The organism is Streptococcus plurextorum DSM 22810, from assembly GCF_000423745.1.
Classification (GTDB): domain Bacteria; phylum Bacillota; class Bacilli; order Lactobacillales; family Streptococcaceae; genus Streptococcus; species Streptococcus plurextorum.
The window spans coordinates 114,855-139,841 of record NZ_AUIO01000001.1; the positions used below are offsets into that span (position 1 = coordinate 114,855).

Sequence of the window (24,987 nt, forward strand, 5' to 3'; positions counted from 1 at the left end):
AGTCTCCCGTACCCGACCAGCGATAGCGATCTGGCGAGCGAATTTGCATAACGACACGCCCACGGTGGACAAATCTGAGGGTAGAAATCTTTAGCATCTGACGTCAGGATATTATCCTTGTCGTATTGGTAGTAGGATAGTTTTTCCTTTTCAATTGTTCAATTTCTCGAAGTCATATCATTTACATCTTCTTTATGCATACTTCTCAACTTCTATCGTTCAAGCAGAACTATTTTTATCTTTGGTATAATCTTGACAGTAACAATCAATGCTAATAGTGTTGAGCTAAATATTAAAATAATCCCTCGTTGATACGGAATATTAAAATATACATCTCTTAGTATTTCTAATTGATAAGTCAAAGGATTTATTTTCCCAATTAATTGAACAAATTTTGGTGCAGAATCCATAATATAAAATACAGGTGCAGTAAAACCTAAAGGCGTTAATAAAAAACGTATGACAATATCTCTTCTTCTATAATCATTAATAAACATAGTGATTAATATACCTATTGAATTCCAAAATAATAAAATCACAACAGAAAAGAAAATTATGATAATATATCTATCAATCGCTATATCTATACCACTTAAAATAGAAATGATATAAATAACAATTTCTTGAATTATTAAACCTATTAATGGATAAACACTCATTCCAGAGATATAGTATATTGGTTTTACACCACTACAAAGTTTTAATGCTAAAAGACCATATTTCTTGTCAATAGTTACTCGATATATTACTTGAGTCATTTGATTAATAATTAGTAATCCAATAATTCCTATAGTCGTATATTCAGCATATGTAACTTCATTACTTTTATAATAAATAGAACTAATTGATGAATGTAATCCAATTACAATAAAAACAACATAAAGTATCGGTTGAATTAATTGTGAAGCTAATAATCCCTTACTTCTAAAAAATGCTATTAATTCATTTTTAGCTACAATCTGTAGACCACGAATACCTAAATTTGATTTAACTCTAAGCTCCTTTGCCTCAATCATTGTTCACCTCATCATTAACATGTTCTAAGTAAATATCCCTTAAATGCTTATCTTTTAAAGAAATATCTTTTATTTCAGGTAATGTAGATAAATCCTGAATTATTTCTACTAACGATTTACTTTTAGGAACAAACAGAATACAAATTAATGAATCTACTATTTTAATTGGAATTTCGTATTTTTCTAGCCAGTTTATATCTTCTTCACTCAATTTAGTATTAAAAGTAATTTCTACTACGTATGAATCATTATCTATAAAATCTGAAATATTTCCCCAAAAGTTAATCTTTCCATTTTTTAAAAAGAGGATTTTTGAACAATACGATTCCAAAAGTTGTATATCATGTGAGGAAATAATGATAGTTTTTCCTTTTTCTGACTCACTTCTTAAGTAACTCAAAAAACGTTCTGACGATTCAGCATCCAAACCAACAGTCGGTTCATCCAAAATATAGATATCAGGTTTATGAGCTATCGCTCGGGCAATTTGCACTCTTTGTAGTTGTCCACCAGATAATGATTCAACTAAATGATTTCGCTTCTCCAGTAATCCAACTATGCTCAATGCCTGTTGACATAGATATTCTGCTTCTTTTCCTTTTTTTCCTGCAAGATAGAGACCTAGAATGACATTATCCCAAACCGTAGTATAATAGTCCATAACAGAAGTCTGAGGTGTAAAACCAATACATGAAAATAATTGTTTCTTATTCGACAGCATTTCTGAATTATACAAAATTATACCTGATTTGATCTCTTGTAAACCTAGAATTGAATTAATAAAAGTTGATTTCCCAGCTCCATTAGAACCTAATAGCGCTATAAAATCTCCTGAATTAATTTCCAATGAAATGTTGTCAAGAGCTATTTTATTGCCATATGTAACTGTTAAATCATCTATTTTTAAAATACAAACCATTAATCTTTTGCTCCGCATTCTATTAATTCACTAAAGTCATTTCTTAGCTCATCAAAATTTCTATACAAATGATTAAATCCCTTACTTTTATCTAGCAATATCGCACTTGAACGCATTTTTACTCCACCTCTGTTTGAACATATTGACCAAAAAAGGTTCGCAAATCCTTTTCAAAAATCACTTTATCAAGAGGAAGGTGACTGGTCATGAGTTGATAGGTCTCTTTATTTTCTTTGTAAAAAAACGGTGTTAGCTGGAGACCATTTTTCTCGTAAAAAGCCAGTCGTCTCAGGCGTTTCTCCTTATTATCAGCTTCTACATGAGGGGGTTCGATGGCTAGGATAAGTGGTTGACGCTCTGCTTTTTCCTTGATTGATGCTAGAATGCTACTGCCGTAACCTCTTGATTGTTGATCTCTTGAAACAGCTAAAAAGAGTAAAAAATTACCAGCCTGACCGCTAATGCTATAGGAAAAACCAAGCAGTGTCTGCTCATTTTCATAGGCCAAACATTCAGCTTGTCTGCGCCAGCTTTTGACCATTAAAAACCAAAACGGCAACCGTTCCTCTTTAGGAAAGGAAGCCAGATAAAGTTTTCTGACTGCTCGCGAACGCTTACTAAAGGGACGCACTGGAACTACTTTCATCGCTCTCCTCAAATCTGATGTCTGGAACCGCCTTGATAATCTCTTCCCTTTTAATGGCTCCCTGGCGGAGAATTTTGGCCTTATCACCAGAAAGGTCTAGAATAGTCGAATCGACACCTGTTAAGGCTTGGTCGTCTTCAATTCCAAGTAAATCTGCTGAAAATTGTGCCTGAATGGCTGCGAATTGCTTGCCACTTTCATTTCCAGAAAGATTGGCAGACGGTCCAATCAAGACCCCTGTCTTTTTTATCAAATCCAAGGTTTTTTCATGATTGGGAACACGAAAACCAACTGTCTCCAACTCTGAATTAATCCAAAAAGGAACCTTGCTATTAGCCTTTAAAATAATGGTGAGAGGACCTGGCAAAAAGGCTTCATAAAGCTGTTTGAGGTAGCTTGGTTGTTCTTTTGAGAAGGCCAAAACATCCTCAAAAGAAGAAACATTGAGATTCATAGCTTTGTCGCGAGGGCGTTGTTTAAGCTCGTAAACCCGATTGACAGCTTCCTCATCCAAGGCCTTGGCAAAGAGACCATAGACAGTCTCCGTTGGTAAAATAACCGCATCACCTGCTTCAAGGCGGGCTAGAATATCAGTTTCCGTCATCGACTACCACCTTTCTGTCCTTGCCAAATTGATCCTGCAAGACCCGTACTCGCTTATCAGGGAAATGCGTTTGAAATATTTCGCTCACTGCCTGCCCTTGCTTGTAGCCAATTTCCAGGTAGATTTTACCCTTTTCTGCTAGAAACTCTCCTGCTCGCTCTGCTATTTTCCGATAGATAGCAAGGCCGTCCTCCTCTGCAAACAGAGCCAAATGTGGCTCTGAGTGAAGCACATTGAGGCCGACTTCCTCTTTATCTGCTGGAGAGATGTAGGGCGGATTGGAGATAATCAGGTCGAACTGTCCAGTCACCTGGTCCAAGACATCTGACTGGATAAGTTTGAGCTGTACGGCATTATTTTCTGCATTTTTTTGGGCCACTTCCAAGGCTTGCGGAGAGATATCGACTGCGGTGACCTGCCAGTCTGGACGGGCATGAGCAAGGGAAATGGCAATAGCACCGCTTCCTGTACCGATGTCCAAAACACGAAGATCTGCTCTGCTATTTTCCTGTAATACCAAATCAGCCAACTCCTCAGTCTCAGGTCGCGGAATGAGGACTCGCTCATCTACCGCAAACTCCAAACCGTGAAAGTCAGCTTTACCGATGATGTACTGAGCAGGAATGTGCTGGCTCAGCTGCTGAAAGATGTCTTCTAGCAGGTTTTGGTCCTCCTCGGACACCTCTTGTCGCAAGAGAAAGACAAAGTCGGTCAGGCTCAGGCTTTTTAAGCCACGAAAGGTGAAGGACAGTGCTTCTGCCTCTTCACCTTGTGCTTCTAGTCTTTCCTCGTAGCTGGCAAATAATTCCGCATAGTTCATTACTTGTTCAACTCTTCTAGTTTCTGGGTTTGGTCATACAAGACCAGGGCATCGACCACTTCGTCCATTTTTCCAGATAAAATGGTGTCGAGCTTTTGCAGGGTAAGACCGATACGGTGGTCGGTGACACGGTTCTGCGGGAAGTTATAGGTACGGATACGCTCTGAACGGTCACCAGTACCAATGGTTGACTTGCGTTCCGCATCTTGTTCGTCTTGAGCGATTTGAGCAAAGTGGTCTGCCACACGAGCACGGATAACCTTCATAGCTTTGTCACGGTTTTTCTGCTGCGTCCGCTCTTCCTGCATCTCAACCTTGATATTGGTCGGCAAGTGAACGATACGAACAGCAGTTGCTACCTTGTTGACGTTCTGTCCACCAGCACCAGAGGCGTGGTAGATATCAACACGGAGATCTTTGGGATCGATGTCGTATTCCACTTCTTCTACTTCTGGCATAATCAAAACGGTGGCAGTTGATGTATGGACACGGCCTTGGCTTTCTGTTACAGGCACGCGTTGCACACGGTGGGCACCTGATTCATACTTGAGTTTTGAATAAACAGACTGGCCAGATACCATGGCCACCACTTCTTTGAAACCACCGACACCATTGACAGAAGCTTCCATGACTTCAAAACGCCAGCCCTGACTTTCTGCATACTTTTGGTACATGGTCAAGAGGTCTCCCGCAAAGAGAGCGGCCTCATCACCACCTGCTGCACCACGAATTTCCAAGATGATGTTCTTGTCATCATTTGGATCTTTTGGCAGGAGCAAGATTTTAAGTTTTTCTTCGTAGTCAATCTTGTCGGCCTTGGCTTGCTTGAGTTCTTCCTTAGCCATTTCTTCCAAGTCTGCATCGCCAGATGACTCCTTGATCATCTCTTCTGCATCGATGATGTTCTGCAAAACAGCCTTATATTCACGGTAAGCCGCTACCGTATCACGTGTCGCCGCCTCTTCCTTAGACAACTCCATAAAACGCTTGGTATCACTGACAACCTCAGGGTCACTCAGCAACTCCCCCAACTCTTCATAACGGTCTTCCACCGCCTGTAATTGATCGTAGATGTTCATAATTAAGATACAAAGCCCGTTAAGAAAGCAAGAGAAAAATAGGAGACTGATGCAGTGTGTTTACACACAAAACAGTCTATCTTTTTTCCGTAGCTTTTAGGGCGTGTTCAATTCCTTTCTAAGATATAAATGCCGTTAAGCGACTCAAAGGAAATTAGGAATTCTGACGTAGAAACTTCGGTTTCTAGGAAGAATTATCTATTTCCACAGAGTCGTAGGCATATTCAGTTCCTCTCTGTAATATAGTGAACATGAAACAGGCACAGTTCGTAGCCCGTATTCAGTTCTTTTCGTAAGATATAAATGCCGTTAGGCGACTTAAGAAATCACAATTCCGGTGAAAAGTAATGTCTGCGGCAGACTGGAATGTAGGTTTCATTGCCACCGATTTGGATTTGCTCACCTTCATAGGTGGGTTTGCCGTCTTGTGTTCGCAACACCATGGTCGCCTTTTTGGAACAATACTGGCAGATTGTTTTAATCTCATCCAATTTATCCGCCAAAAGCAACAAGTGTTTGGAGCCTTCAAAGAGCTCATTACGGAAGTCATTTTTCAAACCGAAGGCCATGACTGGAACACCTAATTCATCGACCACTCGTGCCAAGTCATAGACATGATGACGACGAAGGAATTGAGCCTCATCAATCAAGACACAATAAGGACGGGGCTCTATTTTTTCAATATAACCGAAAATATCCATTTCATCATCAATGGCCACCGCATCCCGACGCATGCCAATACGACTAGATACAACACCAAAAGCATCTCGGGTATCCAAGGCAGAGGTCATAATGACGACAGGCTTGCCCTGCTCTTCATAGTTATGGGCTACCTTGAGAATTTCAATGGTCTTGCCTGAGTTCATGGTCCCATATTTGTAATATAATTGTGCCACTTTTTACTCCAAATCTTCAAATTTCACTCCCTTTATTTTATCATAATTTAACTGTTTAGGAAAACGAAAAACAAGCCATGCTTGGCTTGTTTGACTTATGGCCACATGAGAAAATTAAGAATAAACTCTAGAAGGATTTCTGCTGATTTTTGCCTGATTTGGTAAAAAACCACCAAACCATAGCCCCCTGCAAAGAGAGAGAGCGTAATCAACAAGGGGCCTATGAAAACTGATTTGGAAAAAACGGTTGCAGCCAAAACAACGGAAGTAATAGCCACAATAAATGCCAAGAAGATTCGTTTCATATGAGAAGCCTCCTTTATATTTATGTCTATTATGCGAGCATAGTTAGAGCTTATTTGTCAAAATATTACCTATCAAAAAGACAAAATTTGTGCTATACTTAAAGAAAAGAAAAGGAGTATACCTATGCCATTTGTAAAAATCGACCTGTTTGAAGGACGCACTGATGAGCAAAAAATTGAGTTGGCTCGCGAAGTCACAGAGGTTGTATCTCGTATTGCTAAAGCGCCTAAAGAGGCTATCCATGTTTTCATCAATGATATGCCAGAAGGCACTTACTTCCCTGCTGGAGAGGTTAGAAAGAAAAACTAAGCATTCAGCTTAGTTTTTTCACATACATATAATGACAGAGAGCAACCACCAACTCAAACTCATGGGAACTACCATCGACCTTTCCCTTTATGCACCTAATAGTTCTCAACTCATTGAGAAAGCTATAGAGCTCCTTCACACTTACGAGAAACGCTTTTCAGCCAACGATGATACTTCCGAACTCTCTTTGATCAATCGCAAAGCTGGAATCGAGCCAGTTTCTGTCCATCCAGAACTGTTCGAACTCATTGCTGTCGGAAAAGAACATAGCTGCGCTACAAATAGCAATCTCAATATCGCTATCGGCCCTTTAGTACAAAGCTGGCGCATTGGTTTTAGCGATGCTAGATTACCTAGTCAACAAGACATTTCAGAGTTATTGCCATTGACCAATCCTGAAAAAATCATATTGAACAAGAGTAACAATAGTGTCTTTTTAAGCCAAAAGGGTATGAAAATTGATTTAGGTGCCTTAGCGAAAGGTTATATCGCAGATAAAATTATGGCATTCTTTCTGGCATCTGGTGCAGGCTCTGCTATGATTAATCTAGGGGGCAACTTCTTAGCCCATGGCCCAAATCATAAGCGTACCAATAAGCTATGGTATGTCGGTATTCAAAATCCCTCTAAGGAACGAGGCCAGTTTCTAACGGTACTCCCTATCAAAAATGCTTCTGTAGTCACGTCTGGCATTTATGAACGCGTGTTAACAATCGGGGATCACACCTATCACCATATCTTTGATCGAAAGACGGGTTGGCCAATCGAAACGGACATGGCTAGTTTGACCATCATCGCTGAATCATCTCTAGACTGTGAAATTTGGACGACTAGATTATTTGGCTTGCCAATAGACCTGGCCCTAACCATCATCAATCAGACCCCCCATATCCATGGACTCATCGTTACAAAAAACTTGAAAGTGATAACCAGTCAAGGCATTAAATAGAAAAGCCGTTCATCTAGACGGCTTTTTTTTATTCCCTGATTTGACCAGTTCCATTGATATAGAATTTGGTGCTGGTTAAAGCTTCAAGCCCCATAGGACCTCTAGCGTGCATTTTTTGAGTTGAAATACCAATTTCTGCACCTAATCCAAAGACAAATCCATCTGTAAAACGCGTTGAGGCATTAACATAAACGGCCGCCGCATCCACTTGATCTTGAAAGCTTTCAGCATTTACAAGACTCTGAGTAATAATGCTTTCTGAATGATGGCTAGAATATTTGTTAACCCAATCAATCGCTTCCTGACAGCTTGTAACCACCTTCACAGACATGATATAATCCAAAAATTCTGTAGCATAGTCTTCTTCGCTTGCTGGTACAGACTGCGTTAAAAATGCTTTTGCTTCCTCATCTACGCGAAACTCAACTTCATGTACTGCTGCGATTTCTTTTTCTAGTTTTGGCAAAAAAGTTGGTGCTATGGCTTCATGGACCAGTAGACTTTCAGCGGCATTGCAGACGCTTGGACGTTGTGTTTTCGCATTGATGACAATCTTAGTTGCCATGTCAAGATTGGCTGATTCATCCACATAGATATGAACGTTACCAACACCTGTTTCAATAACAGGGACTTTTGCCGTCTCTTTAACGCGATTAATCAGACCAGCTCCTCCACGCGGAATCAACACATCAATATAATCAACAGCCTGCATCATTTCTTCTGCCACCGCATGGCTAGTGTCTTCAACAAGCTGGACCACATCAGCATCTAGCTCCGCCTCTTTCAAGGACTGACGAATGACCTTAACCAAGGCTTTATTAGAATGAATGGCATCTCGACCGCCACGCAAAATAATACTGTTACTGGTTTTGAAGGCCAGGCTAAACGCATCAACTGTTACATTTGGTCGGCTTTCAAAGATCATGCCAATAACCCCTAGTGGTACTCGTTTTTGCACAATCTTAAGACCGTCAAGATTGGTGTATCCACGTACTACTTCGCCAATCGGATCTGATAAGTCCGCCACCTGACGAACCCCTTCTGCCATAGCCTCAATACGCTCCGCTGTTAACCTTAGGCGATCAACCATAACAGCTGTGATGCCATTTGCCTCCGCCTGTTCCAAATCACGTAAGTTTTCTGCTAAAAGGTAGGCAGTCTCAGCTACCAAGGCATCCGCCACTTGCTTTAAAATGTGATTTTTCCTAGCTGTTCCAAGTCCATTTAGGCTCTTAGTTGCCTGCTTGGCTTTTCGCCCCAAATCATCCATGTATGTCATATCTTACTCCTTTGCAAAGAGAGTTCCCAACTTTTCACCATCCAAGACACGTAGAATGTCACGCGGATTAGCCCCATTCATGAGAACCATTTTTCCATTATAGTCAAAGACCATCTGAGCACTTTGAATTTTACTCAACATGCCTCCTGTCCCAAACTTACTGCCTGCTCCACCTGCCGATTTGATGATTTCATCCGTTATTTCTGGAACAAAATGACGTAGCTTAGCATCGGCATAAATAGTCGGATTTTTATCAAAGAGCCCATCAATATCAGACAACATCACTAAAAGATCAGCTTTTACAATCTTTGCAACGATAGCTGATAACCGGTCATTATCACCAAATTTAGTTGCATGATCCATTTCATCAACGCTGACAGCATCATTCTCATTAACAATCGGAACAATCCTCATTGATAGAAGGGTTTCAAAGGCATTGGTAACATTTGTCAAACTTTCTGGAAATTCAACCACATCACGCGTCAAGAGAATTTGAGATACCGTGGTCTGATAATGAGAAAAAATCTGAGCGTAGAGGTTCATCATCGCAACTTGCCCCACACTAGAAACCGCCTGCTGGCGTTCTAGCTCTTTTGGACGCTTATCAAGCCCTAAGACATTAAGTCCAAATCCCATAGCTCCTGATGAAACTAGAACGACATCTTTGCCTTGATTCATGAGACTTGAGATGACAAAACCTAACTCATCAATTTTTTTCAAATTGATTTTACCATTAGCCAATACCAGTGAACTGGTTCCGATTTTAATAACAATGCGTTTTACAGATTCAAAATTTCGTTTCATAAGGGTTATTATACCACATTTTTTGAAGTTGATTAAGGAGAAAAACCTAATCCTTTCCAACCAAAGAAAGCTACTATCTGACTTCATAGCAAACAGTTTGAAAGTAAAAAATGGTCATAGGATTTAGCCATGTCACAAAACCTGACATGTAAGTGCAAAACGCTTGCTTCGCTAGTCGTTTTCTGCTATAATGGACAGTAATTTTTTAAAAAAGGAGTTCTGTATGATGAAAAAAATCAAGTTGTTTTTGGCAACGCTACTCACATCCTTACTAGTCGTGACCAATACAACAACTCTAGCAGACACTATAGATGTCGTCTCTGACACTGCTTATGCCCCTTTTGAATTTAAAGATTCTGATCAAGTTTACAAAGGCATTGATGTTGACTTGATTACTGAGGTGGCTAAACGTTCTGGTTGGAACTATAGCATCACCTACCCTGGATTTGATGCGGCTGTTAATGCTGTTCAAGCCGGTCAGGCTGATGCCCTCATGGCTGGAACAACGGTCACAGAAGCTAGGAAGAAAGTCTTTACCTTCTCAGATACCTACTATGATACTGCCGTTGTGCTTTACACACGTCAAGAAACAACAATCTCACAATACAAACAATTAAAAGGTAAAACTGTCGGCGTCAAAAATGGTACCGCGGCGCAAGCTTTTCTCGAAGAAAATAAAGACAAGTATGGCTATACCATCAAAACCTTTGATACAGGCGATTTGATGAACAACAGCCTTGATGCAGGATCTATCGATGCAGCAATGGATGATCAACCTGTCGTTGAATTTGCCATCAAACAAGGTAAGGCCTATGCCATCAATATGAAAGGTGAAGCCGTAGGAAGTTTTGCCTTCGCTGTCAAAAAAGGTAGCGACTACGAATATCTTGTAGAGGATTTCAACAAGGCTCTTGCTGCCATGAAAGAAGACGGCACCTATCAAGCTATTATGGAAAAATGGCTTGGCGTTGACACCTCAACATTGACTTCAACAGGCGATGCCTCTGCTAAAGCAACACCTGTAAAAGCTACTTATAAAATTGTTGCCGATTCCTCATTTGCTCCCTTTGATTTCCAAGATGATGCTGGTAATTATGTTGGTATCGACATGGAGTTGATCAAAGCTATTGCAGATCAACAAGGCTTTAAGATTGAGATTTCAAACCCTGGCTTTGATGCAGCGCTAAATGCAGTACAAGCCGGTCAAGCTGACGCTGTTATTGCAGGCATGTCTATTACTGATGCCCGTAAAAAAATCTTTGACTTCTCCGATCCTTACTACACATCAAATATCCTTTTGGCAGTCAAAAAAGGCGATAAAGTTACCTCTTATGCTGACCTATCTGGAAAAACCATCGGCGCTAAGAACGGTACCGCTTCTTATGCTTGGTTGGATGAACATGTCTCAGAATACGGCTATAGCATCAAAGTCTTCGACGAAGGCTCAACCATGTATGACAGTCTGAATTCTGGGTCGATTGATGGTCTTATGGATGATGAAGCTGTTTTGAGATACGCTATCCAACAAGGACGAAACTTCGAAGCACCTCTTCCTGGTGAAAAATCTGGTGAATATGGATTTGCCGTTAAAACGGGAACAAACCCTGAACTGATCCAAATGTTCAACAATGGTCTCGCAGCTTTGAAAGAATCTGGTGAATATGACGCTATCATCGATAAATACCTCGGTAGCACGACATCAACCACATCAAGCGAAAGTGCTGTTGATGAAACAACAATCTCTGGACTAATCTCAAATAACTATAAACAACTTCTATCTGGTCTATGGACAACCTTGAGTTTGACCCTTATTTCATTTGCGATTGCGACACTTATCGGTATTCTCTTTGGGATGATGAGCGTAGCGCCAAACAAAGCCTTGCGCCTTATTGCAAGTATCTTTGTAGACGTCATCCGTGGTATCCCACTTATGATTGTCGCAGCCTTTATCTTCTGGGGAATTCCAAACCTTATTGAAGGAATGACCGGTCAACAATCTCCTATCAATGACTTTGTGGCCGCAACGATCGCACTGTCGCTCAATGGTGGTGCTTATATCGCTGAAATCGTCCGTGGTGGTATCGAAGCCGTCCCTGGAGGTCAAATGGAAGCCAGTCGTAGTTTGGGAATCCCATATGGCAAAACCATGCGCAAAGTGATTCTACCACAAGCTGTCAAATTGATGTTGCCAAACTTTATCAACCAATTTGTCATCTCACTAAAAGACACGACAATCGTTTCTGCTATTGGACTGGTCGAGCTCTTCCAAACAGGTAAAATCATTATCGCTCGCAACTACCAGTCATTCCGCATGTATGCTATCTTGGCTGTGATTTATCTGGTAGTCATTACGGTACTGACACGATTTGCAAAACGTTTAGAAAAGAGGGCTAAATAATGGCAGAATTAAAAATTGATGTGCAAGATTTGCACAAATATTACGGTGACAACGAAGTTCTAAAAGGCATTGATGCTAAGTTTTACGAAGGGGATGTGGTCTGCATAATCGGACCTTCTGGTTCCGGAAAATCCACTTTCCTCCGTACATTAAACTTGCTTGAAACCATTACCTCAGGAAAAGTTGTCGTTGACGGCTACGAATTATCCAACCCTAACACAAACATCGATAAAGCGCGTGAAAACATCGGTATGGTTTTCCAACACTTTAACCTCTTCCCACATATGACAGTTCTTGACAATATCACCTTTGCTCCAGTTGAACTTGGAAAATATAGCAAGGAAGAAGCCGAAAAAATTGGGCTTGAATTATTGGAAAAGGTTGGTTTGTCTGATAAGGCTAACGCTATGCCTGATAGTTTGTCTGGAGGGCAAAAACAACGTGTCGCCATTGCACGCTCACTTGCTATGAACCCTGATGTCATGCTCTTTGATGAGCCAACTTCCGCACTTGACCCAGAGATGGTCGGTGACGTTCTCAACGTTATGAAAGATCTAGCCGAGCAAGGCATGACCATGTTAATTGTAACTCACGAGATGGGATTTGCTCGTAAAGTGGCTAACCGTGTCATCTTTACAGAAGGCGGACAATTTTTAGAAGATGGTACTCCAGAAGAGATATTTGATCATCCAAAACACCCACGTCTCATTGAGTTTCTTGATAAGGTTCTTAACGTGTAGGAACGTCTACCATACCCTTGAACCCTCGCCTTAGGGGTCTTATCTCCACAAAAAAAGAAGTTCATAAAGAACTTCTTTTAGATTGAAGACAAACATCCTAGTCGGTGTTTGTCTTTTTTATTTGTCCAGACGCAGCAATTATTTCTACGTCTTTTATTAGAGTTCCGTTCGGTTTTCAATGGCACGAAGCAAGGTGACTTCATCAGCATATTCGATATCAGAACCTACAGCTAATCCACGCGCTAAACGTGTGACTTTGATTCCTGCTGGCTTTAGGACTCTAGAAATATACATAGACGTTGCTTCACCATCTGAAGTCGCGTTGGTAGCAATGATGACTTCCGTTACTTGACCATCCATCAATCGAGTCAGCAAACTTTTAAGATTAATATCATCTGGACTGATGCCATTCATCGGTGAAATCAAGCCATGAAGGACATGGTATCTGCCCCGATACTCTTGAATCTTTTCCATAGCTGAAACATCTTTGGACTCTTCCACAACCAGTAAAAGGCTAGCATCTCGCGTCTCATCTTGACAAATATTACAAGGATCATCATCAGTCAAATTACCACAAATACTACAATAGGTCAGATCGCGTTTAGCTGACAATAAATTTTTAGCAAATTCATTGACATCTTCATCGCTCATCCCTATTGTGTAAAAAGCCAATCGGGTAGCCGTCTTTATACCGACTCCAGGTAATTTTGAAAAACTATCAATCAATTTAGCAATGGGACTTGGATACAACATCAGTAAAAGCCTTTCTAGTTATTGCATTGGGTGTAGGGAATGATAGAGGTTAATAATATCACGAGTAATGAGATTACTAGCATTGCTCTTGAAATTGGTTTCATGAGGAAGGACAACAGCCACTGCGATTTGTGGGTTATAGCTTGGGGCATAGGCAACAACATTTAGATTGGTTGTATAGACTGATTCCCCTTGTTTATTGGTCACATAAGCTTCTGCCGTACCGGTTTTGGCTGAAATCGGCACACTAGCGCCTCTACCAATATCTTTTCCTGTCCCATAAGCAGATGACCCATTCACCACATCATAAAACCCTTGTTGAATAATCGCCAATTCCTCTTGACTAATGTTAAGGTTGTTCAGATGAGTACTTGTCACTGACTCCGTCAACTCACCCAGTTGACCAGAACTATCAGAAGCATAGATACCTTCTACCAGTCGGGGCGACAGACGTTTTCCGCCATTTGCAATCGTTGCAACGTACTGTGCCAGCTGCATTGTGGTGTAATTATCAAACTGTCCAAACGACTCTGTTAAGAAACCTGACGCCGTAAAATCTTTAGGGATATAACCGATTGATTCTCCCGGCAAATCAATTCCAGTACTTACTCCCATCCCAAATTGAGCGTAAGTAGCTCGCAGTTTTGCCATCGCATCATCCAACCCTTCTGTGGATAACACCATTCCTGGAGAATATTCTTGCCCCATTAGCCTCATGGCGATCTGGACCATGTAAGGGTTAGAGGAATACTCTAGGGCTTGGGTGGCGGTAAGAGGCAGGCTAGACTTTGTAAACCAAGATTCTATTGGATTAGAGCCAGCAAATTGTATCGGTTGATCATTCAATAGTTGATTCCCTGAAATGACGCCATTTTCATAGCCAGAGGCAAGTGTCGCTCCCTTAACAACAGATCCTGGTGTAAAGACCTGCGTAATAGTTCCCAGAGCATTCTTCTCTACCTGACCCGTTTCGGTATCATGAGAAAGGCCAGCCATGGCTAAAACAGCACCCGTATTAGGTTCAAGCGCAACGGCATATACCCCTTCCGATAAGTCTAGGTTGCCTTCTGCTTTCTCAGCACTGAAATACTGGTTGAGAATATTTTCCACACCTTGCTGGAAGGCCAAATCTATGGTCAATTTAATATTTTGCCCCTTACTTCCAGCCTGAGTTACAGTATCTTCTACAACTGCACCTTTTCGATCAACGGTCACCTGACGCACTTGAGCCTTGCCTTGCAGTTTCTCCTCGTAAGCTTTTTCTAAGTAGCTGGTTCCGACACGATCATTCAAAGAATAACCCTTAGCAAGATACTCTTCTACTTCTTCTGCAGGTAAGCCCGCTTTTTCAGTTGATACCGTTCCAATAATGGAAGACAAGGAAGTATCTAGAATACGTCTTTCCCAGTCCGTTCGAACCGATATGCCATCTAGTTCCTTATCAGAGGATACCAAAGCAATCTGTTCTGCTGTCAATTCAGCAGTATTTAAAGAAATCGTTGCAAAGGTCGGAGTGGCATTCATTTGGCTAAAAATGTAAACCACCTTTAGCTCCTCTTCCGAGTAAGCGACCATATCTTCTGTTACCGATTTAATGGCATTCGCATATATCTCACTTTCTGGCAAACTGTTACCAAATCTATCTCGCTTTTGTTCAGCAGGCAAGCCTTCAACCACCGTGCCATAGGTAGCACTGTCAGACAGGTAATAGTCCTTTTTCTCACGCAGTGTCACATCAGTCTCCGTATAAGTGACCAAGGTCGACAATCGCCAAGCTAAGTCCCTAATACCATTTGCAGTAATAAAATTACTCCGCGTAAATGAGACAACCTCTTTAGTATCGTTATCTGCTAGAAGATTACCTGTTGCGTCAAAAATTTTCCCACGCGGACTCGAACTCTTTACCGTATAGGTCATGGTCGCCGTCAGCTTTTCAGTATAGAACTTTTGATTGACAATCTGCATCTGTGCCAATCTCAGGAGAAGAACAATAAAAAGAAGAACGACTATCGCAAAAATCAGATAAATACGGCGAGTCATTACCGTTCCTACCCGTGATTTTCTTTGTGTTTTTGATGCTCTCTCCTTTGCCATTGTAACCCCCACTAAAAACTATGCTATCTATTTTATCATAATTACTCAAAAAAAACTGACAAAATCTGAGGCATTTTCAAGATTTTTTAGAGCCATTTTCCTGCAACTAAAACGCTAGCCAACAAGCGCTAATCCATTGTATAGGCCACCATGAAAGAGCAAAAAATAGACTTTCGTCACATCACAGAAAACATCATCAAAACGCCTCTTACAATGAGAATCGAAAAACACCCAAGCTAAGCTCAGGTGTTACTAAATTATGCTTCCAAGTAGTACTCTTTCACAATGTTCAAGTTTTCATCCAATTCGAAAACAAGTGGTGGGAAGTTTGGAATTTCCACATCCATGATTTCGTCATCAGACAAGCCTTTGATGTGTTTTACAAGGGCACGGATTGAGTTACCGTGTGCACCTACGAATACGTTTTTGCCGTCTTTCAAAGCTGGAGCAATCTTGTCTTCCCAGAATGGAAGGGCACGCTCAAGCGTTACTTTCAAGTTTTCAGCATCTGGGATAACAGAGCTATCAAGGTGAGCGTAACGACGGTCAGTGTGTGCTGAATGCTCATCGTCTTTTGCCATTTCTGGTGGCAATACATCGTATGAACGACGCCAGATGTGAACTTGCTCATCACCAAATTCAGCAGCTGCTTCAGCTTTGTTCAAGCCAGTCAAACCACCGTAGTGACGTTCGTTCAAACGCCATGATTTTTCAACTGGTACCCACAATTGATCTGCCGCTTCAAGAGCTAAGTTTGTTGTCTTGATCGCACGTTTCAATACAGATGTGAAAGCAAGGTCAAATTCGATACCTGCTTCTTTGATCAATTTACCAGCGTCAATCGCTTGTTGTGTACCTTTTTCAGACAAATCAACATCAGCCCAACCAGTGAAAAGGTTAGCTTTATTCCATTCAGACTCACCGTGGCGAGCAAAAACCAATTTTACCATTGTAAAACTCCTCTATTTTTTGATATTACCTTTCTATTTTACCTAAAATGCTTCAAAAAAGCTAGTCTAAGACAAGAAACCGTTAGAATTCCTTTAATAGAGGGGATATGCTGCTGGTTTTGAACCTTTTAGAATAGTTTGCGATTAGAATAGCTTACCTGAAACAATTGGGCATCGCTACAGGATTTTTTATCAAGTAGGATAGCCCTAAATCTAGAGTTTGCCCTATGAAAAACCCTGAAACCATATGGCTTCAGGGAACAAGACACTTTTACGGACTCATTTCTTTGGCAGGGAAGTGTTCAGAAAAAATGTCATCTCTATGGAAAATACAGCTACTCATCCCGTGTGATTTCGCCAGAGTAATAATCAATAGTGATACCACTCTGAACATTTGGAATAAAAACATTGAATTCTAGACTGCCATCGGATGATTTAGCCTCTAAATGCGTGCCTGAAGCAATCAGATTATCACCATCATAGATTAGAGTCACCCGATAACGGACACGCTTATTGTTATCAAGAGCTTTTCTCACTAAACTTTCGTAATAGTTCTGCCCTGTCGACTCCTCAAGATTAGCTTGATTTGACCAGGCTGTTTGAACGGCAATATTTTCTGGATTACTGGTAGAGGCGTCAAAGTTTGACAAGCCTCCAGCTATAGCATAACCAATCAAATGTCCTCTATCAATAGCATGATCGTATTCTCCCGGCAAATCATAGACCTGGTGCCAACCTGGCGGACGATAGCTATTGCCTCCATTTCCAGTTTGCTCACGATCTTTATATTGGCGCGTCGATTTGGCAAGTAGAGCATTCCCATTTACAGGAACTGTCTTTCCTTGTACTTTTTTGGTTTGATTAGTCGCATAAGGAAGACTGGCTACATCTGCCTTAAGATTAGTTTTATTGTCATCAACAATAAATGCCCCTGCTCCATTCCACTTAAGACTACCTAATTGACTCTTTACCTGACTCGTTAAAACAGACTCTGCCAGCTCTTGAGAAGGTACACCCTCCGTAGTAGCGGGCGTATCACCGCTCTCCTTAGATGCTGTCAGAACAGATAAAAACTGCCCTAGAGGATTACTATCAGTAGACCCTCCCCATACTCCAAAGACGATGGTGGCAAGTAGCGCTAAAAGGGAGATTAGGGATTTACTTTTTTTACTTTTCATCGTATGGTTCCTTTATCCACTCAACACCATTTATTTTCCTGTAAATTTGCTGATGATGCTCTGCCATTTTTCAGGAGAAAGAATAGAGAATGGGTTATCTCCGTCGCCAAAAAAACCATAGCCAATAACAAGGCCCAAACCTAAAAAAAGAAGACTCAAAAGAAGGATTATGAAAATGAGTAAAAACTGTCTGCCTATATATTTCCAACCAATGTCCATACTAAGCTCCTTTTTCACGTTTAATGTTTGCTCCTAGTTGAGCTAATTTTTCATGAAATTGATAATACCCACGATCTAAGTGTGTTAATTTACCAACTCTTGTTTTTCCTTCGGCCACTAATCCCGTCAAGATAAGGGCTGCGCTTGCGCGAAGATCTGTCGACAGGACACGAGTTCCTTGCAGTTGCTTGCCACCATGAATGATTGCTGTGTCTCGTAAAACTTCTGAATGTAAGCCCATACGACGCATTTCTTCTAAATGTTGGAAGCGGTTTTCAAAAACGGTTTCAACCATAGTTGATTCCCCGCTGACAACAGCCATAAGGGCTGTCATCTGAGCTTGCATATCGGTTGGGAAGCCTGGGTGAGGCAAGGTCTTCACCGTAACTGGTTTAAGCTTGGTCACATCTGAAGAAACACGGATGCCTCCTTCTTCTTCAGATACCTGAACTCCCATTTCCTTAAGCTTAGAAATCAAGGGACGGTTATGCTCCCATACCGCATCCTTGATTAAAACATTTCCTGAAGTCATCGCTGCTGCAATCATAAAGGTACCAGCTTCAATACGATCCTGTAAGACATCATGCTCTGCACCATGAAGAGTTTCCACACCATCTATGGTCAGAGTTTCAGTTCCTGCCCCCTTAACTTTTGCTCCCATTTTGTTTAAAAGCAAGGCTAAATCAACAATTTCTGGCTCACGCGCAGCATTCTCAATCACTGTACGCCCTTCTGCTAAGGTAGCTGCCATCATTAGATTTTGTGTAGCACCCACACTTGGGAAGTCGAGATAAATATAAGCCCCTTTTAGCTTATTGGCTACAGCTGTAATGTCTCCCCCAGCCTGTCTAATCTGAGCTCCCATTGCTTCCAAGCCTTTTAAATGAAGGTCAATCGGACGACTGCCAATTGTACAGCCACCTGGCATGGACACTTTAGCATGGCCACAGCGCGCCAAGATTGGCCCCAAAACAACAATTGATGCCCTCATCTGACTCACGTATTCATACGGCGCTTCATCCAAAATCCACCCTGTTGCATCAACAACCAAGCGCTTGTCTTCTTGTTTAAAATCCACATCAATATCCAAACCTCGAATAACATGATTCATGGTAAAAACATCTGATAAAATTGGGACATTATTAAGAATGGTTTTCCCTTCTTTCGCTAAAATAGTCGCTGCCAAGAGTGGCAAAACTGCATTTTTAGCCCCCTCAATAGTTACTTCGCCACGTAAGGGCTTGTTGCTACCTTCAATGATAATTGTATCCATACCTACTCCACTATTAAAAATCAATAGTTGCATTATATCATAATTCCCTTAGCTAGAAAACAAAAGACTATCGACCTCGTCGATAGCCCTTCTTATAACACCTTACTCAAGAAATCCTTGGTTCGTTCTTCTTGCGGATTGCCAAAGACATGCTCTGGACTACCTTGCTCCACAATCAGACCTCCATCCATGAAAATAACGCGATCAGCTACTTCCCGCGCAAAGCCCATTTCATGCGTCACGATTGCCATCGTCATTCCAGATTTTGCTAAATCTTGCATAACCGCTAAAACCTCTCCAACCATCTCTGGGTCAAGAGCTGATGTTGGCTCATCAAAAAGCATAACATCAGGATCCATAGCCAAGCCCCTAGCAATGGCAATCCGTTGTTGTTGACCGCCAGAAAGGCTCGCTGGGTAAGCATTTGCCTTATCTCGCAACCCTACTTTATCTAACAACTCATAGGCCTTGGCCTCTGCTTGAGAACGCTCTACTTTTTTGGTTTTAATAGGAGAAAGCGTGATGTTTTCTAAGACAGTCATATTGGGAAATAGATTAAACTGTTGAAAGACCATCCCCATTTTTTCACGCATCTTAAAAACATCATTTTTCTTGTCTGTAATATCTACCCCTTCAAAGGTAACTGTACCTTTGGTAGGTTCCTCTAGTAGGTTCATGGTTCTGAGAAAGGTTGATTTGCCAGACCCTGATGGGCCGATAATAACCACCACTTCTCCTTGTTTGATATCAAGGTCAATGCCTTTTAGCACCTCATGTTGACCAAAATATTTATGAAGATTTTTAATGGATATAATGCTTTCTGTCACTTTATTTTCCTCCATTCAAACGGTTTTCGTATTTTTTCAAAATGGCTGTCAAAATCGTTGTCAACATTAAATAATAAAGGGCCGCAAAAAGCTTTGGTTCAAAAGGCAAATACAGCGTACTTTGAACCGTTGTTGCAGCATTCCAAAGCTCCATGACACCGATAGCCTGAAGGAGTGAACTATCTTTGACAATAGTGATAAATTCATTTCCGAGAGCTGGTAAAATGTTCTTTAGAGCTTGTGGCATAATCACGTAACGATAAGCATTGATCGGTTTAATCCCTAAAGAATAAGCCGCCTCTAGTTGCCCCTTAGGAACAGACTCTATCCCTGCTCTGATGGACTCAGAAATATAAGCTCCGCTGTTTAAAGAAATCACCAAAATCCCAGGAACCAGGCGAGACAAATCCATATCCAATATCCCAAAAGGAATAATCGGGAGGTTGCCAAAGTTCATCCAGGCATAGGCCAAAATAATCTGAACCACCATAGGCGTTCCTCGGAAAATCCAGACATAAAAGGAAACTAACCAATCCAAGATTCTGATTTTACTCCGCTTTGCAAATACAATTAAAACACCAATGATCGAGCCTAAAAAGACAACGCAGGTCGAAATAATAATCGTTACCAACACACCGTAGTTAAAATAAGCCCAGTAATTTTCTAAAAATGAAAAATCCATAAATACTCCTTGCATAATTTTCTATAGTTTATCAAAAAATGAATAAAAATGCAATATTTAAAGCGTAAATTTGAAATTTTAGTTGCATTTGCCTTGTTTTTTGATAAAATACCCTAAAAGATGTAAAGGAGAATACCATGGCTACTCAATATTTATCAAACTATAGCTACGGCGATGATTGCTTTGCCCAACTGCCTCTTCTGCTCAAGAAATATGGTGCTAAGTCTGTTGTTTTATTAGGAGGAAAAACCGCTCTTTCTGTAGCTGAAGGAGCCGTCCGTGACAGTTTCAAAGACTCTGACATTAAGATAACAGGAGTTTTTATTTATGGTAAGGCTGCGACACAGGCTAATATAGACCGATTAGTAGCTCTCACAGAGGTTCAAAGTGCGGATGTGATTCTAGCATTTGGAGGCGGCCAAGCTTTAGACATCTGTAAGATGGTGGCACATCTCTTGGAGAAGACTCTTATCACCGTTCCGACGATTGCATCTACCTGTGCTGCGGGGACTGCCATCGCTATTATTTATAAAGAAGACCACTCTCTTGATTACTATGGTTTTCCTAAAGCAGCTTCGCACATGCTGATTCCAACAAACATTATCGCCCAAGCTCCTTCTAAGTACCTCTGGGCCGGTATCGGTGATGGGATTTCAAAAGGTCCAGAAGTGGAGAGAGCTACCAAAGAAGCCTTAAAACGAGGGGTGACACTTCCACACGCTGCCCAATTAGGACTGGCTGTTGCCAAATCTTCATTACCTCCTTTTTACCAACATGGTTTAAAAGCCATGCAGGATACCCAAAATGGCCAATCAAGTTCTGCTATTGAAGAAATTGTTTTAGCCATTATTGTCTCGACTGGTTACGCCTCCAATCTTGTCAATCAAGAACATTTTGACTACACTGCCTGTCACGCGCACGCTTTCTACAATGGGACAACTGCTATCGCGCGTGAGGGAGAGTATTTGCATGGATCTATTGTCGCCTTTGGTGTCATGGTTCTCCACGCTTACTTTAAAGAAATGGCAGAGCTTGAACAGGTTGCTCGCTTTAATAAATGTTTAGAGCTCCCGACGACTCTAGCTGACATCGGCCTTACAAAATCAGACATTCCTGTTATCGTCGCTAAGGCCTTGACTACCAACGAGTGCAAAAACACGCCGTTTGACGAAAACCGCTTTGCTGAAGCTATCCTTGAAGCGGATGAATTTGGGAGAAATATCGAATAAGACAGAAATGTATACACATTTCAAAACAACTGCTCCCAGTATCATCTTTCAAAAAATATCATCACATTGAGAACCCAATAGTGGTACAAATTGTCGAACTTTTAAAAACGATATTATCTAGACAAAAACACTCTGGAGACTAGCCGCTAGTTTCCAGAGTGTTTATTTGTTTATTAAATTAAATCTATGATTCAATTCTTCTTATACATTAATAAAGCAAATCGTAGATTTCCATCGCGATTAAGTCAATGCTATCAAAGCTGTATGACTCACGTGCAGCCACATCGCGAAGAGTGAAGACTGGCCCATTTTCAGGATCGTTAGAAAAAGCCACCTCTGCTACTACAACACCCTCACGTTCAAAATTACGCTTTAGAGTACCGCCATCCGCCGCCATCATTTCAAGACGGTTAATAATTCTTACTAAATGTGATTCCATATTAAAACTCCTAATTCTTTTTGTCGTCCCTACTATTCTATCATAAAAGTGTGGAAAATCACAAATAATTCTGTCTCTAGCTAAAAATTGTTTGCTCTATGAGTGGCTTCACATATTTTAGCACTCTATTTGAAAGAGTGCTAAATTTTAACACTTTTTACTTGAAATGTTCCCTTATCATGCTATAATATAGGCATAAAGAGATTTGACCATATTTGACCATTTATCATTTAGTCACATCGCTCAAAAGAAAGGACAGGTATTTGCTTATGCTATGTCAAAACTGTAATCTAAATGAAGCTAGCATTCATCTTTACACCAATGTGAATGGCAAACAAAAACAAGTTGATCTTTGCCAGCATTGCTATAAAGTCATGAAATCAGGTAGCGGTGAAGCCGATATGTTTCTTCACGGAGGATTAAATCCCTTCCTTGATGATTTCTTTGGTGATTTAAACAACTTCCGCGCCTTTAATAACGATCTTCCAAATGCACCTAAAGCTCAATCTGGTGGAAATGGCGGAGCTGGAAATGGAGGCAATGGCAATCGTCGCCCGAATCCTCAGCGTCAACAAGCACCTCAACAACCAAAAGGGCTCTTGGAAGAATTCGGAATCAATGTGACAGATATTGCGCGTCGTGGTGATATTGATCCTGTTATTGGAAGAGACGAAGAAATTATTCGTGTCATTGAAATCCTCAATCGTCGCACTAAAAATAACCCCGTCCTTATCGGAGAACCCGGCGTCGGTAAGACTGCTGTTGTAGAAGGACTAGCCCAAAAAATTGTCGACGGTAACGTGCCGCAAAAACTTCAAGGCAAACAGGTTATCCGTTTAGATGTGGTCAGTCTGGTTCAAGGAACAGGTATCCGTGGTCAGTTTGAAGAGCGCATGCAAAAACTCATGGATGAAATTCGCCAGAGACAAGATGTTATTCTCTTTATCGACGAAATCCATGAAATTGTTGGAGCAGGTGGCACTAGTGATGGCAGCATGGACGCAGGAAATATTTTAAAACCTGCATTAGCTCGTGGCGAACTGCAACTGGTCGGAGCTACCACTCTTAACGAATATCGCATCATCGAAAAAGATGCTGCATTGGAGCGCCGTATGCAGCCTGTTAAGGTAGATGAACCAAGCGTAGAGGAAACCATTACCATCTTACAAGGGATTCAAAACAAGTATCAGGACTACCATCATGTCAAATACACTGACGAGGCTATCATTGCTGCCGCTGTTTTGTCAAACCGTTATATTCAAGACCGCTTCTTACCTGATAAGGCCATTGACCTTCTGGATGAAGCTGGTTCTAAGATGAACTTAACCTTGAATTTTGTTGATCCTAAAGACATTGATAAACGCTTAATCGAAGCTGAAAATCTCAAAACGCAAGCGACGCGTGATGAAGACTTTGAAAAAGCTGCTTACTTCCGAGACCAAATTGCTAAGCTCAAAGAGATGCAAAATCAAACTGTTTCTCAACAAGACGTTCCCCTCATTACTGAAAAGCATATCGAGGCCATCGTTGAGCAAAAAACCAATATTCCTGTTGGGGATTTAAAGGAAAAAGAACAAACGCAATTGATTAACTTAGCTGATGACCTCAAATCTCACGTCATCGGTCAAGATGATGCTGTTGATAAAATTGCTAAAGCTATCCGTCGTAACCGTGTCGGACTTGGATCTCCAAACCGCCCAATAGGGTCCTTCCTCTTTGTCGGACCTACTGGAGTTGGTAAAACCGAATTGTCCAAACAATTAGCTATTGAACTCTTCGGTTCAGCTGAGAGCATGATTCGTTTTGACATGTCGGAATATATGGAAAAACATGCGGTTGCTAAACTTGTAGGTGCTCCTCCAGGCTATGTCGGCTACGAGGAAGCCGGTCAATTGACTGAAAAAGTCCGTCGTAATCCATATTCACTCATCTTGCTAGATGAGGTTGAAAAAGCCCACCCTGACGTCATGCACATGTTCCTCCAAGTCTTAGACGACGGTCGCTTGACAGATGGACAAGGGCGCACCGTGAGCTTTAAGGATACCATTATCATCATGACCTCAAATGCTGGTACTGGTAAGGTTGAGGCAAGTGTCGGCTTTGGCGCTGCCCGTGAAGGACGTACCAATTCCGTCCTTAATCAGTTAGGTGATTTCTTCAGTCCTGAATTTATGAATCGCTTTGATGGTATCATCGAATTCCATTCTCTCAGCAAGGAAAATCTTCTCACCATTGTCGATCTCATGTTGGAAAACGTCAACAAGCGTCTCTCAAGTCGTGACATTCATCTAACCGTCACAGACAAAGTTAAAGAAAAATTAGTTGATTTGGGCTACGATCCAAAAATGGGAGCCCGTCCACTTCGTAGAACCATTCAGGATTACATTGAAGATGCCATTACCGACTTCTACCTTGATAATCCTACCGAAAAGGACTTGAAAGCTGTGATGAGCTCAAATGGTAAAATCATCATCAAATCAGCTTCCAAACCTAGCGATGTTACCGTTTCCGTTGACATCACAGACTAATAATATAGACTAGGCAAAAATTCCCTATCCGATTAAAATTTTAACAAGCA

General features: G+C 41.1%; 25 protein-coding genes. 6 read left to right on the top strand and 19 right to left on the bottom strand.

Annotation, left to right across the window (positions count from 1 at the left end; all coding sequences use genetic code 11):
* Positions 1 to 212: 212 nt before the first annotated feature.
* The 8 genes from G575_RS0100565 to G575_RS0100605 all read right to left on the bottom strand — a co-directional run bounded on the left by G575_RS0100565 (position 213) and on the right by G575_RS0100605 (position 6,285).
* Complete coding sequence (locus G575_RS0100565; RefSeq protein WP_051176856.1) at positions 213 to 1,016, bottom strand: ABC transporter permease; 804 nt, start codon at positions 1,014 to 1,016, stop codon at positions 213 to 215.
* On the bottom strand, positions 1,009 to 1,935 hold the full coding sequence (locus G575_RS0100570; RefSeq protein ID WP_027970991.1) for a metal ABC transporter ATP-binding protein: 927 nt from the start codon (positions 1,933 to 1,935) through the stop codon (positions 1,009 to 1,011). The genes G575_RS0100565 and G575_RS0100570 overlap by 8 nt, the downstream gene beginning before the upstream one ends.
* Positions 1,936 to 2,053: 118 nt before the next feature.
* Positions 2,054 to 2,581, bottom strand: a complete 528-nt coding sequence (locus G575_RS0100580; RefSeq protein WP_027970992.1) for a GNAT family N-acetyltransferase — start codon at positions 2,579 to 2,581, stop codon at positions 2,054 to 2,056.
* The gene (locus tag G575_RS0100585; protein ID WP_027970993.1) at positions 2,553 to 3,185 is read right to left on the bottom strand and encodes an L-threonylcarbamoyladenylate synthase; all 633 of its coding nucleotides are present in this window, start codon (positions 3,183 to 3,185) and stop codon (positions 2,553 to 2,555) included. Before G575_RS0100585 ends, G575_RS0100580 begins: the two co-directional genes overlap by 29 nt.
* Positions 3,172 to 4,005: a peptide chain release factor N(5)-glutamine methyltransferase gene (gene prmC, locus G575_RS0100590; protein WP_027970994.1), complete on the bottom strand. Its 834-nt coding sequence runs from the start codon at positions 4,003 to 4,005 to the stop codon at positions 3,172 to 3,174. Before prmC ends, G575_RS0100585 begins: the two co-directional genes overlap by 14 nt.
* The gene (prfA, locus tag G575_RS0100595; RefSeq protein WP_027970995.1) at positions 4,005 to 5,084 is read right to left on the bottom strand and encodes a peptide chain release factor 1; all 1,080 of its coding nucleotides are present in this window, start codon (positions 5,082 to 5,084) and stop codon (positions 4,005 to 4,007) included. Before prfA ends, prmC begins: the two co-directional genes overlap by 1 nt.
* A 326-nt stretch (positions 5,085 to 5,410) precedes the next feature.
* Positions 5,411 to 5,980, bottom strand: a complete 570-nt coding sequence (locus G575_RS0100600) for a thymidine kinase (protein WP_027970996.1) — start codon at positions 5,978 to 5,980, stop codon at positions 5,411 to 5,413.
* A 95-nt stretch (positions 5,981 to 6,075) separates the two neighbouring features.
* The gene (locus G575_RS0100605) at positions 6,076 to 6,285 is read right to left on the bottom strand and encodes a hypothetical protein (RefSeq protein ID WP_027970997.1); all 210 of its coding nucleotides are present in this window, start codon (positions 6,283 to 6,285) and stop codon (positions 6,076 to 6,078) included.
* Between the two features lie 124 nt (positions 6,286 to 6,409).
* Here G575_RS0100605 and G575_RS0100610 point away from each other — a divergent pair, with 124 nt between their 5' ends.
* Complete coding sequence (locus G575_RS0100610) at positions 6,410 to 6,595, top strand: 4-oxalocrotonate tautomerase (RefSeq protein WP_027970998.1); 186 nt, start codon at positions 6,410 to 6,412, stop codon at positions 6,593 to 6,595.
* A 31-nt stretch (positions 6,596 to 6,626) separates the two neighbouring features.
* Complete coding sequence (locus G575_RS0100615) at positions 6,627 to 7,544, top strand: FAD:protein FMN transferase (RefSeq protein ID WP_037622399.1); 918 nt, start codon at positions 6,627 to 6,629, stop codon at positions 7,542 to 7,544.
* 28 nt (positions 7,545 to 7,572) lie between these two features.
* Here the strand turns inward: G575_RS0100615 and G575_RS0100620 are convergent, their stop codons facing one another.
* Together G575_RS0100620 and proB are read right to left on the bottom strand one after the other, a co-directional pair.
* Positions 7,573 to 8,823: a glutamate-5-semialdehyde dehydrogenase gene (locus G575_RS0100620; RefSeq protein ID WP_027971000.1), complete on the bottom strand. Its 1,251-nt coding sequence runs from the start codon at positions 8,821 to 8,823 to the stop codon at positions 7,573 to 7,575.
* A gap of 3 nt (positions 8,824 to 8,826) precedes the next feature.
* Positions 8,827 to 9,627 (bottom strand): glutamate 5-kinase, encoded by an 801-nt coding sequence (proB, locus tag G575_RS0100625; RefSeq protein WP_027971001.1) that lies wholly within the window; start codon positions 9,625 to 9,627, stop codon positions 8,827 to 8,829.
* Positions 9,628 to 9,850: 223 nt separating this feature from the next.
* On the opposite strand from proB, the gene G575_RS0100630 reads away from it, so the two are divergent.
* Both G575_RS0100630 and G575_RS0100635 read left to right on the top strand, forming a co-directional pair.
* Complete coding sequence (locus G575_RS0100630) at positions 9,851 to 12,025, top strand: ABC transporter substrate-binding protein/permease (RefSeq protein ID WP_027971002.1); 2,175 nt, start codon at positions 9,851 to 9,853, stop codon at positions 12,023 to 12,025.
* A complete protein-coding gene (locus G575_RS0100635) occupies positions 12,025 to 12,765 on the top strand; it encodes an amino acid ABC transporter ATP-binding protein (protein ID WP_027971003.1) in 741 nt (246 codons plus the stop codon). The genes G575_RS0100630 and G575_RS0100635 overlap by 1 nt, the downstream gene beginning before the upstream one ends.
* Positions 12,766 to 12,921: 156 nt before the next feature.
* Here the strand turns inward: G575_RS0100635 and recR are convergent, their stop codons facing one another.
* From recR to G575_RS0100675, 8 genes are all read right to left on the bottom strand, one after another.
* Positions 12,922 to 13,518 (bottom strand): recombination mediator RecR, encoded by a 597-nt coding sequence (gene recR, locus G575_RS0100640; protein ID WP_027971004.1) that lies wholly within the window; start codon positions 13,516 to 13,518, stop codon positions 12,922 to 12,924.
* A gap of 18 nt (positions 13,519 to 13,536) precedes the next feature.
* Positions 13,537 to 15,612, bottom strand: a complete 2,076-nt coding sequence (gene pbp2b / locus G575_RS0100645) for a penicillin-binding protein PBP2B (RefSeq protein WP_027971005.1) — start codon at positions 15,610 to 15,612, stop codon at positions 13,537 to 13,539.
* 257 nt (positions 15,613 to 15,869) lie between these two features.
* A complete protein-coding gene (locus G575_RS0100650) occupies positions 15,870 to 16,562 on the bottom strand; it encodes a phosphoglycerate mutase (protein WP_027971006.1) in 693 nt (230 codons plus the stop codon).
* A gap of 335 nt (positions 16,563 to 16,897) precedes the next feature.
* A complete protein-coding gene (locus G575_RS0100655) occupies positions 16,898 to 17,740 on the bottom strand; it encodes a DNA/RNA non-specific endonuclease (RefSeq protein ID WP_027971007.1) in 843 nt (280 codons plus the stop codon).
* Positions 17,741 to 17,770: 30 nt separating this feature from the next.
* Entirely contained in the window at positions 17,771 to 17,959 is a 189-nt protein-coding gene (locus G575_RS0100660) for a DNA-directed RNA polymerase subunit beta (RefSeq protein ID WP_027971008.1), read from the bottom strand.
* A gap of 1 nt (position 17,960) precedes the next feature.
* Positions 17,961 to 19,232, bottom strand: coding sequence for a UDP-N-acetylglucosamine 1-carboxyvinyltransferase (murA, locus tag G575_RS0100665; protein ID WP_027971009.1), 1,272 nt, complete (start codon positions 19,230 to 19,232; stop codon positions 17,961 to 17,963).
* 92 nt (positions 19,233 to 19,324) lie between these two features.
* A complete protein-coding gene (locus G575_RS0100670; protein WP_027971010.1) occupies positions 19,325 to 20,059 on the bottom strand; it encodes an amino acid ABC transporter ATP-binding protein in 735 nt (244 codons plus the stop codon).
* A gap of 1 nt (position 20,060) precedes the next feature.
* On the bottom strand, positions 20,061 to 20,741 hold the full coding sequence (locus tag G575_RS0100675; protein ID WP_027971011.1) for an amino acid ABC transporter permease: 681 nt from the start codon (positions 20,739 to 20,741) through the stop codon (positions 20,061 to 20,063).
* A 137-nt stretch (positions 20,742 to 20,878) separates the two neighbouring features.
* On the opposite strand from G575_RS0100675, the gene G575_RS0100680 reads away from it, so the two are divergent.
* A complete protein-coding gene (locus G575_RS0100680; protein WP_027971012.1) occupies positions 20,879 to 21,970 on the top strand; it encodes an iron-containing alcohol dehydrogenase family protein in 1,092 nt (363 codons plus the stop codon).
* A 208-nt stretch (positions 21,971 to 22,178) separates the two neighbouring features.
* On the opposite strand, the gene G575_RS0100685 is transcribed toward G575_RS0100680, so the two are convergent.
* Complete coding sequence (locus G575_RS0100685) at positions 22,179 to 22,409, bottom strand: DUF1797 family protein (RefSeq protein WP_027971013.1); 231 nt, start codon at positions 22,407 to 22,409, stop codon at positions 22,179 to 22,181.
* 269 nt (positions 22,410 to 22,678) lie between these two features.
* On the opposite strand from G575_RS0100685, the gene G575_RS0100690 reads away from it, so the two are divergent.
* Positions 22,679 to 24,937 (top strand): ATP-dependent Clp protease ATP-binding subunit, encoded by a 2,259-nt coding sequence (locus G575_RS0100690; RefSeq protein WP_027971014.1) that lies wholly within the window; start codon positions 22,679 to 22,681, stop codon positions 24,935 to 24,937.
* Positions 24,938 to 24,987: the final 50 nt, after the last annotated feature.

Bases quoted from the DNA above. Each gene is read 5' to 3' on its own strand.
- G575_RS0100635 (WP_027971003.1), top strand. From the start codon at position 12,025: ATGGCAGAATTAAAAATTGATGTGCAAGATTTGCACAAATATTACGGT.
- G575_RS0100690 (WP_027971014.1), top strand. From the start codon at position 22,679: ATGCTATGTCAAAACTGTAATCTAAATGAAGCTAGCATTCATCTTTAC.
- G575_RS0100685 (WP_027971013.1), bottom strand. From the start codon at position 22,409: ATGGAATCACATTTAGTAAGAATTATTAACCGTCTTGAAATGATGGCG.
- G575_RS0100565 (WP_051176856.1), bottom strand. From the start codon at position 1,016: ATGATTGAGGCAAAGGAGCTTAGAGTTAAATCAAATTTAGGTATTCGT.
- prfA (WP_027970995.1), bottom strand. From the start codon at position 5,084: ATGAACATCTACGATCAATTACAGGCGGTGGAAGACCGTTATGAAGAG.
- G575_RS0100630 (WP_027971002.1), top strand. From the start codon at position 9,851: ATGATGAAAAAAATCAAGTTGTTTTTGGCAACGCTACTCACATCCTTA.
- G575_RS0100610 (WP_027970998.1), top strand. From the start codon at position 6,410: ATGCCATTTGTAAAAATCGACCTGTTTGAAGGACGCACTGATGAGCAA.
- G575_RS0100605 (WP_027970997.1), bottom strand. From the start codon at position 6,285: ATGAAACGAATCTTCTTGGCATTTATTGTGGCTATTACTTCCGTTGTT.
- prmC (WP_027970994.1), bottom strand. From the start codon at position 4,005: ATGAACTATGCGGAATTATTTGCCAGCTACGAGGAAAGACTAGAAGCA.
- G575_RS0100675 (WP_027971011.1), bottom strand. From the start codon at position 20,741: ATGGATTTTTCATTTTTAGAAAATTACTGGGCTTATTTTAACTACGGT.
- G575_RS0100615 (WP_037622399.1), top strand. From the start codon at position 6,627: ATGACAGAGAGCAACCACCAACTCAAACTCATGGGAACTACCATCGAC.
- recR (WP_027971004.1), bottom strand. From the start codon at position 13,518: ATGTTGTATCCAAGTCCCATTGCTAAATTGATTGATAGTTTTTCAAAA.
- G575_RS0100650 (WP_027971006.1), bottom strand. From the start codon at position 16,562: ATGGTAAAATTGGTTTTTGCTCGCCACGGTGAGTCTGAATGGAATAAA.
- G575_RS0100660 (WP_027971008.1), bottom strand. From the start codon at position 17,959: ATGGACATTGGTTGGAAATATATAGGCAGACAGTTTTTACTCATTTTC.
- G575_RS0100580 (WP_027970992.1), bottom strand. From the start codon at position 2,581: ATGAAAGTAGTTCCAGTGCGTCCCTTTAGTAAGCGTTCGCGAGCAGTC.
- G575_RS0100570 (WP_027970991.1), bottom strand. From the start codon at position 1,935: ATGGTTTGTATTTTAAAAATAGATGATTTAACAGTTACATATGGCAAT.
- G575_RS0100585 (WP_027970993.1), bottom strand. From the start codon at position 3,185: ATGACGGAAACTGATATTCTAGCCCGCCTTGAAGCAGGTGATGCGGTT.
- pbp2b (WP_027971005.1), bottom strand. From the start codon at position 15,612: ATGGCAAAGGAGAGAGCATCAAAAACACAAAGAAAATCACGGGTAGGA.
- proB (WP_027971001.1), bottom strand. From the start codon at position 9,627: ATGAAACGAAATTTTGAATCTGTAAAACGCATTGTTATTAAAATCGGA.
- G575_RS0100680 (WP_027971012.1), top strand. From the start codon at position 20,879: ATGGCTACTCAATATTTATCAAACTATAGCTACGGCGATGATTGCTTT.
- G575_RS0100655 (WP_027971007.1), bottom strand. From the start codon at position 17,740: ATGAAAAGTAAAAAAAGTAAATCCCTAATCTCCCTTTTAGCGCTACTT.
- murA (WP_027971009.1), bottom strand. From the start codon at position 19,232: ATGGATACAATTATCATTGAAGGTAGCAACAAGCCCTTACGTGGCGAA.
- G575_RS0100620 (WP_027971000.1), bottom strand. From the start codon at position 8,823: ATGACATACATGGATGATTTGGGGCGAAAAGCCAAGCAGGCAACTAAG.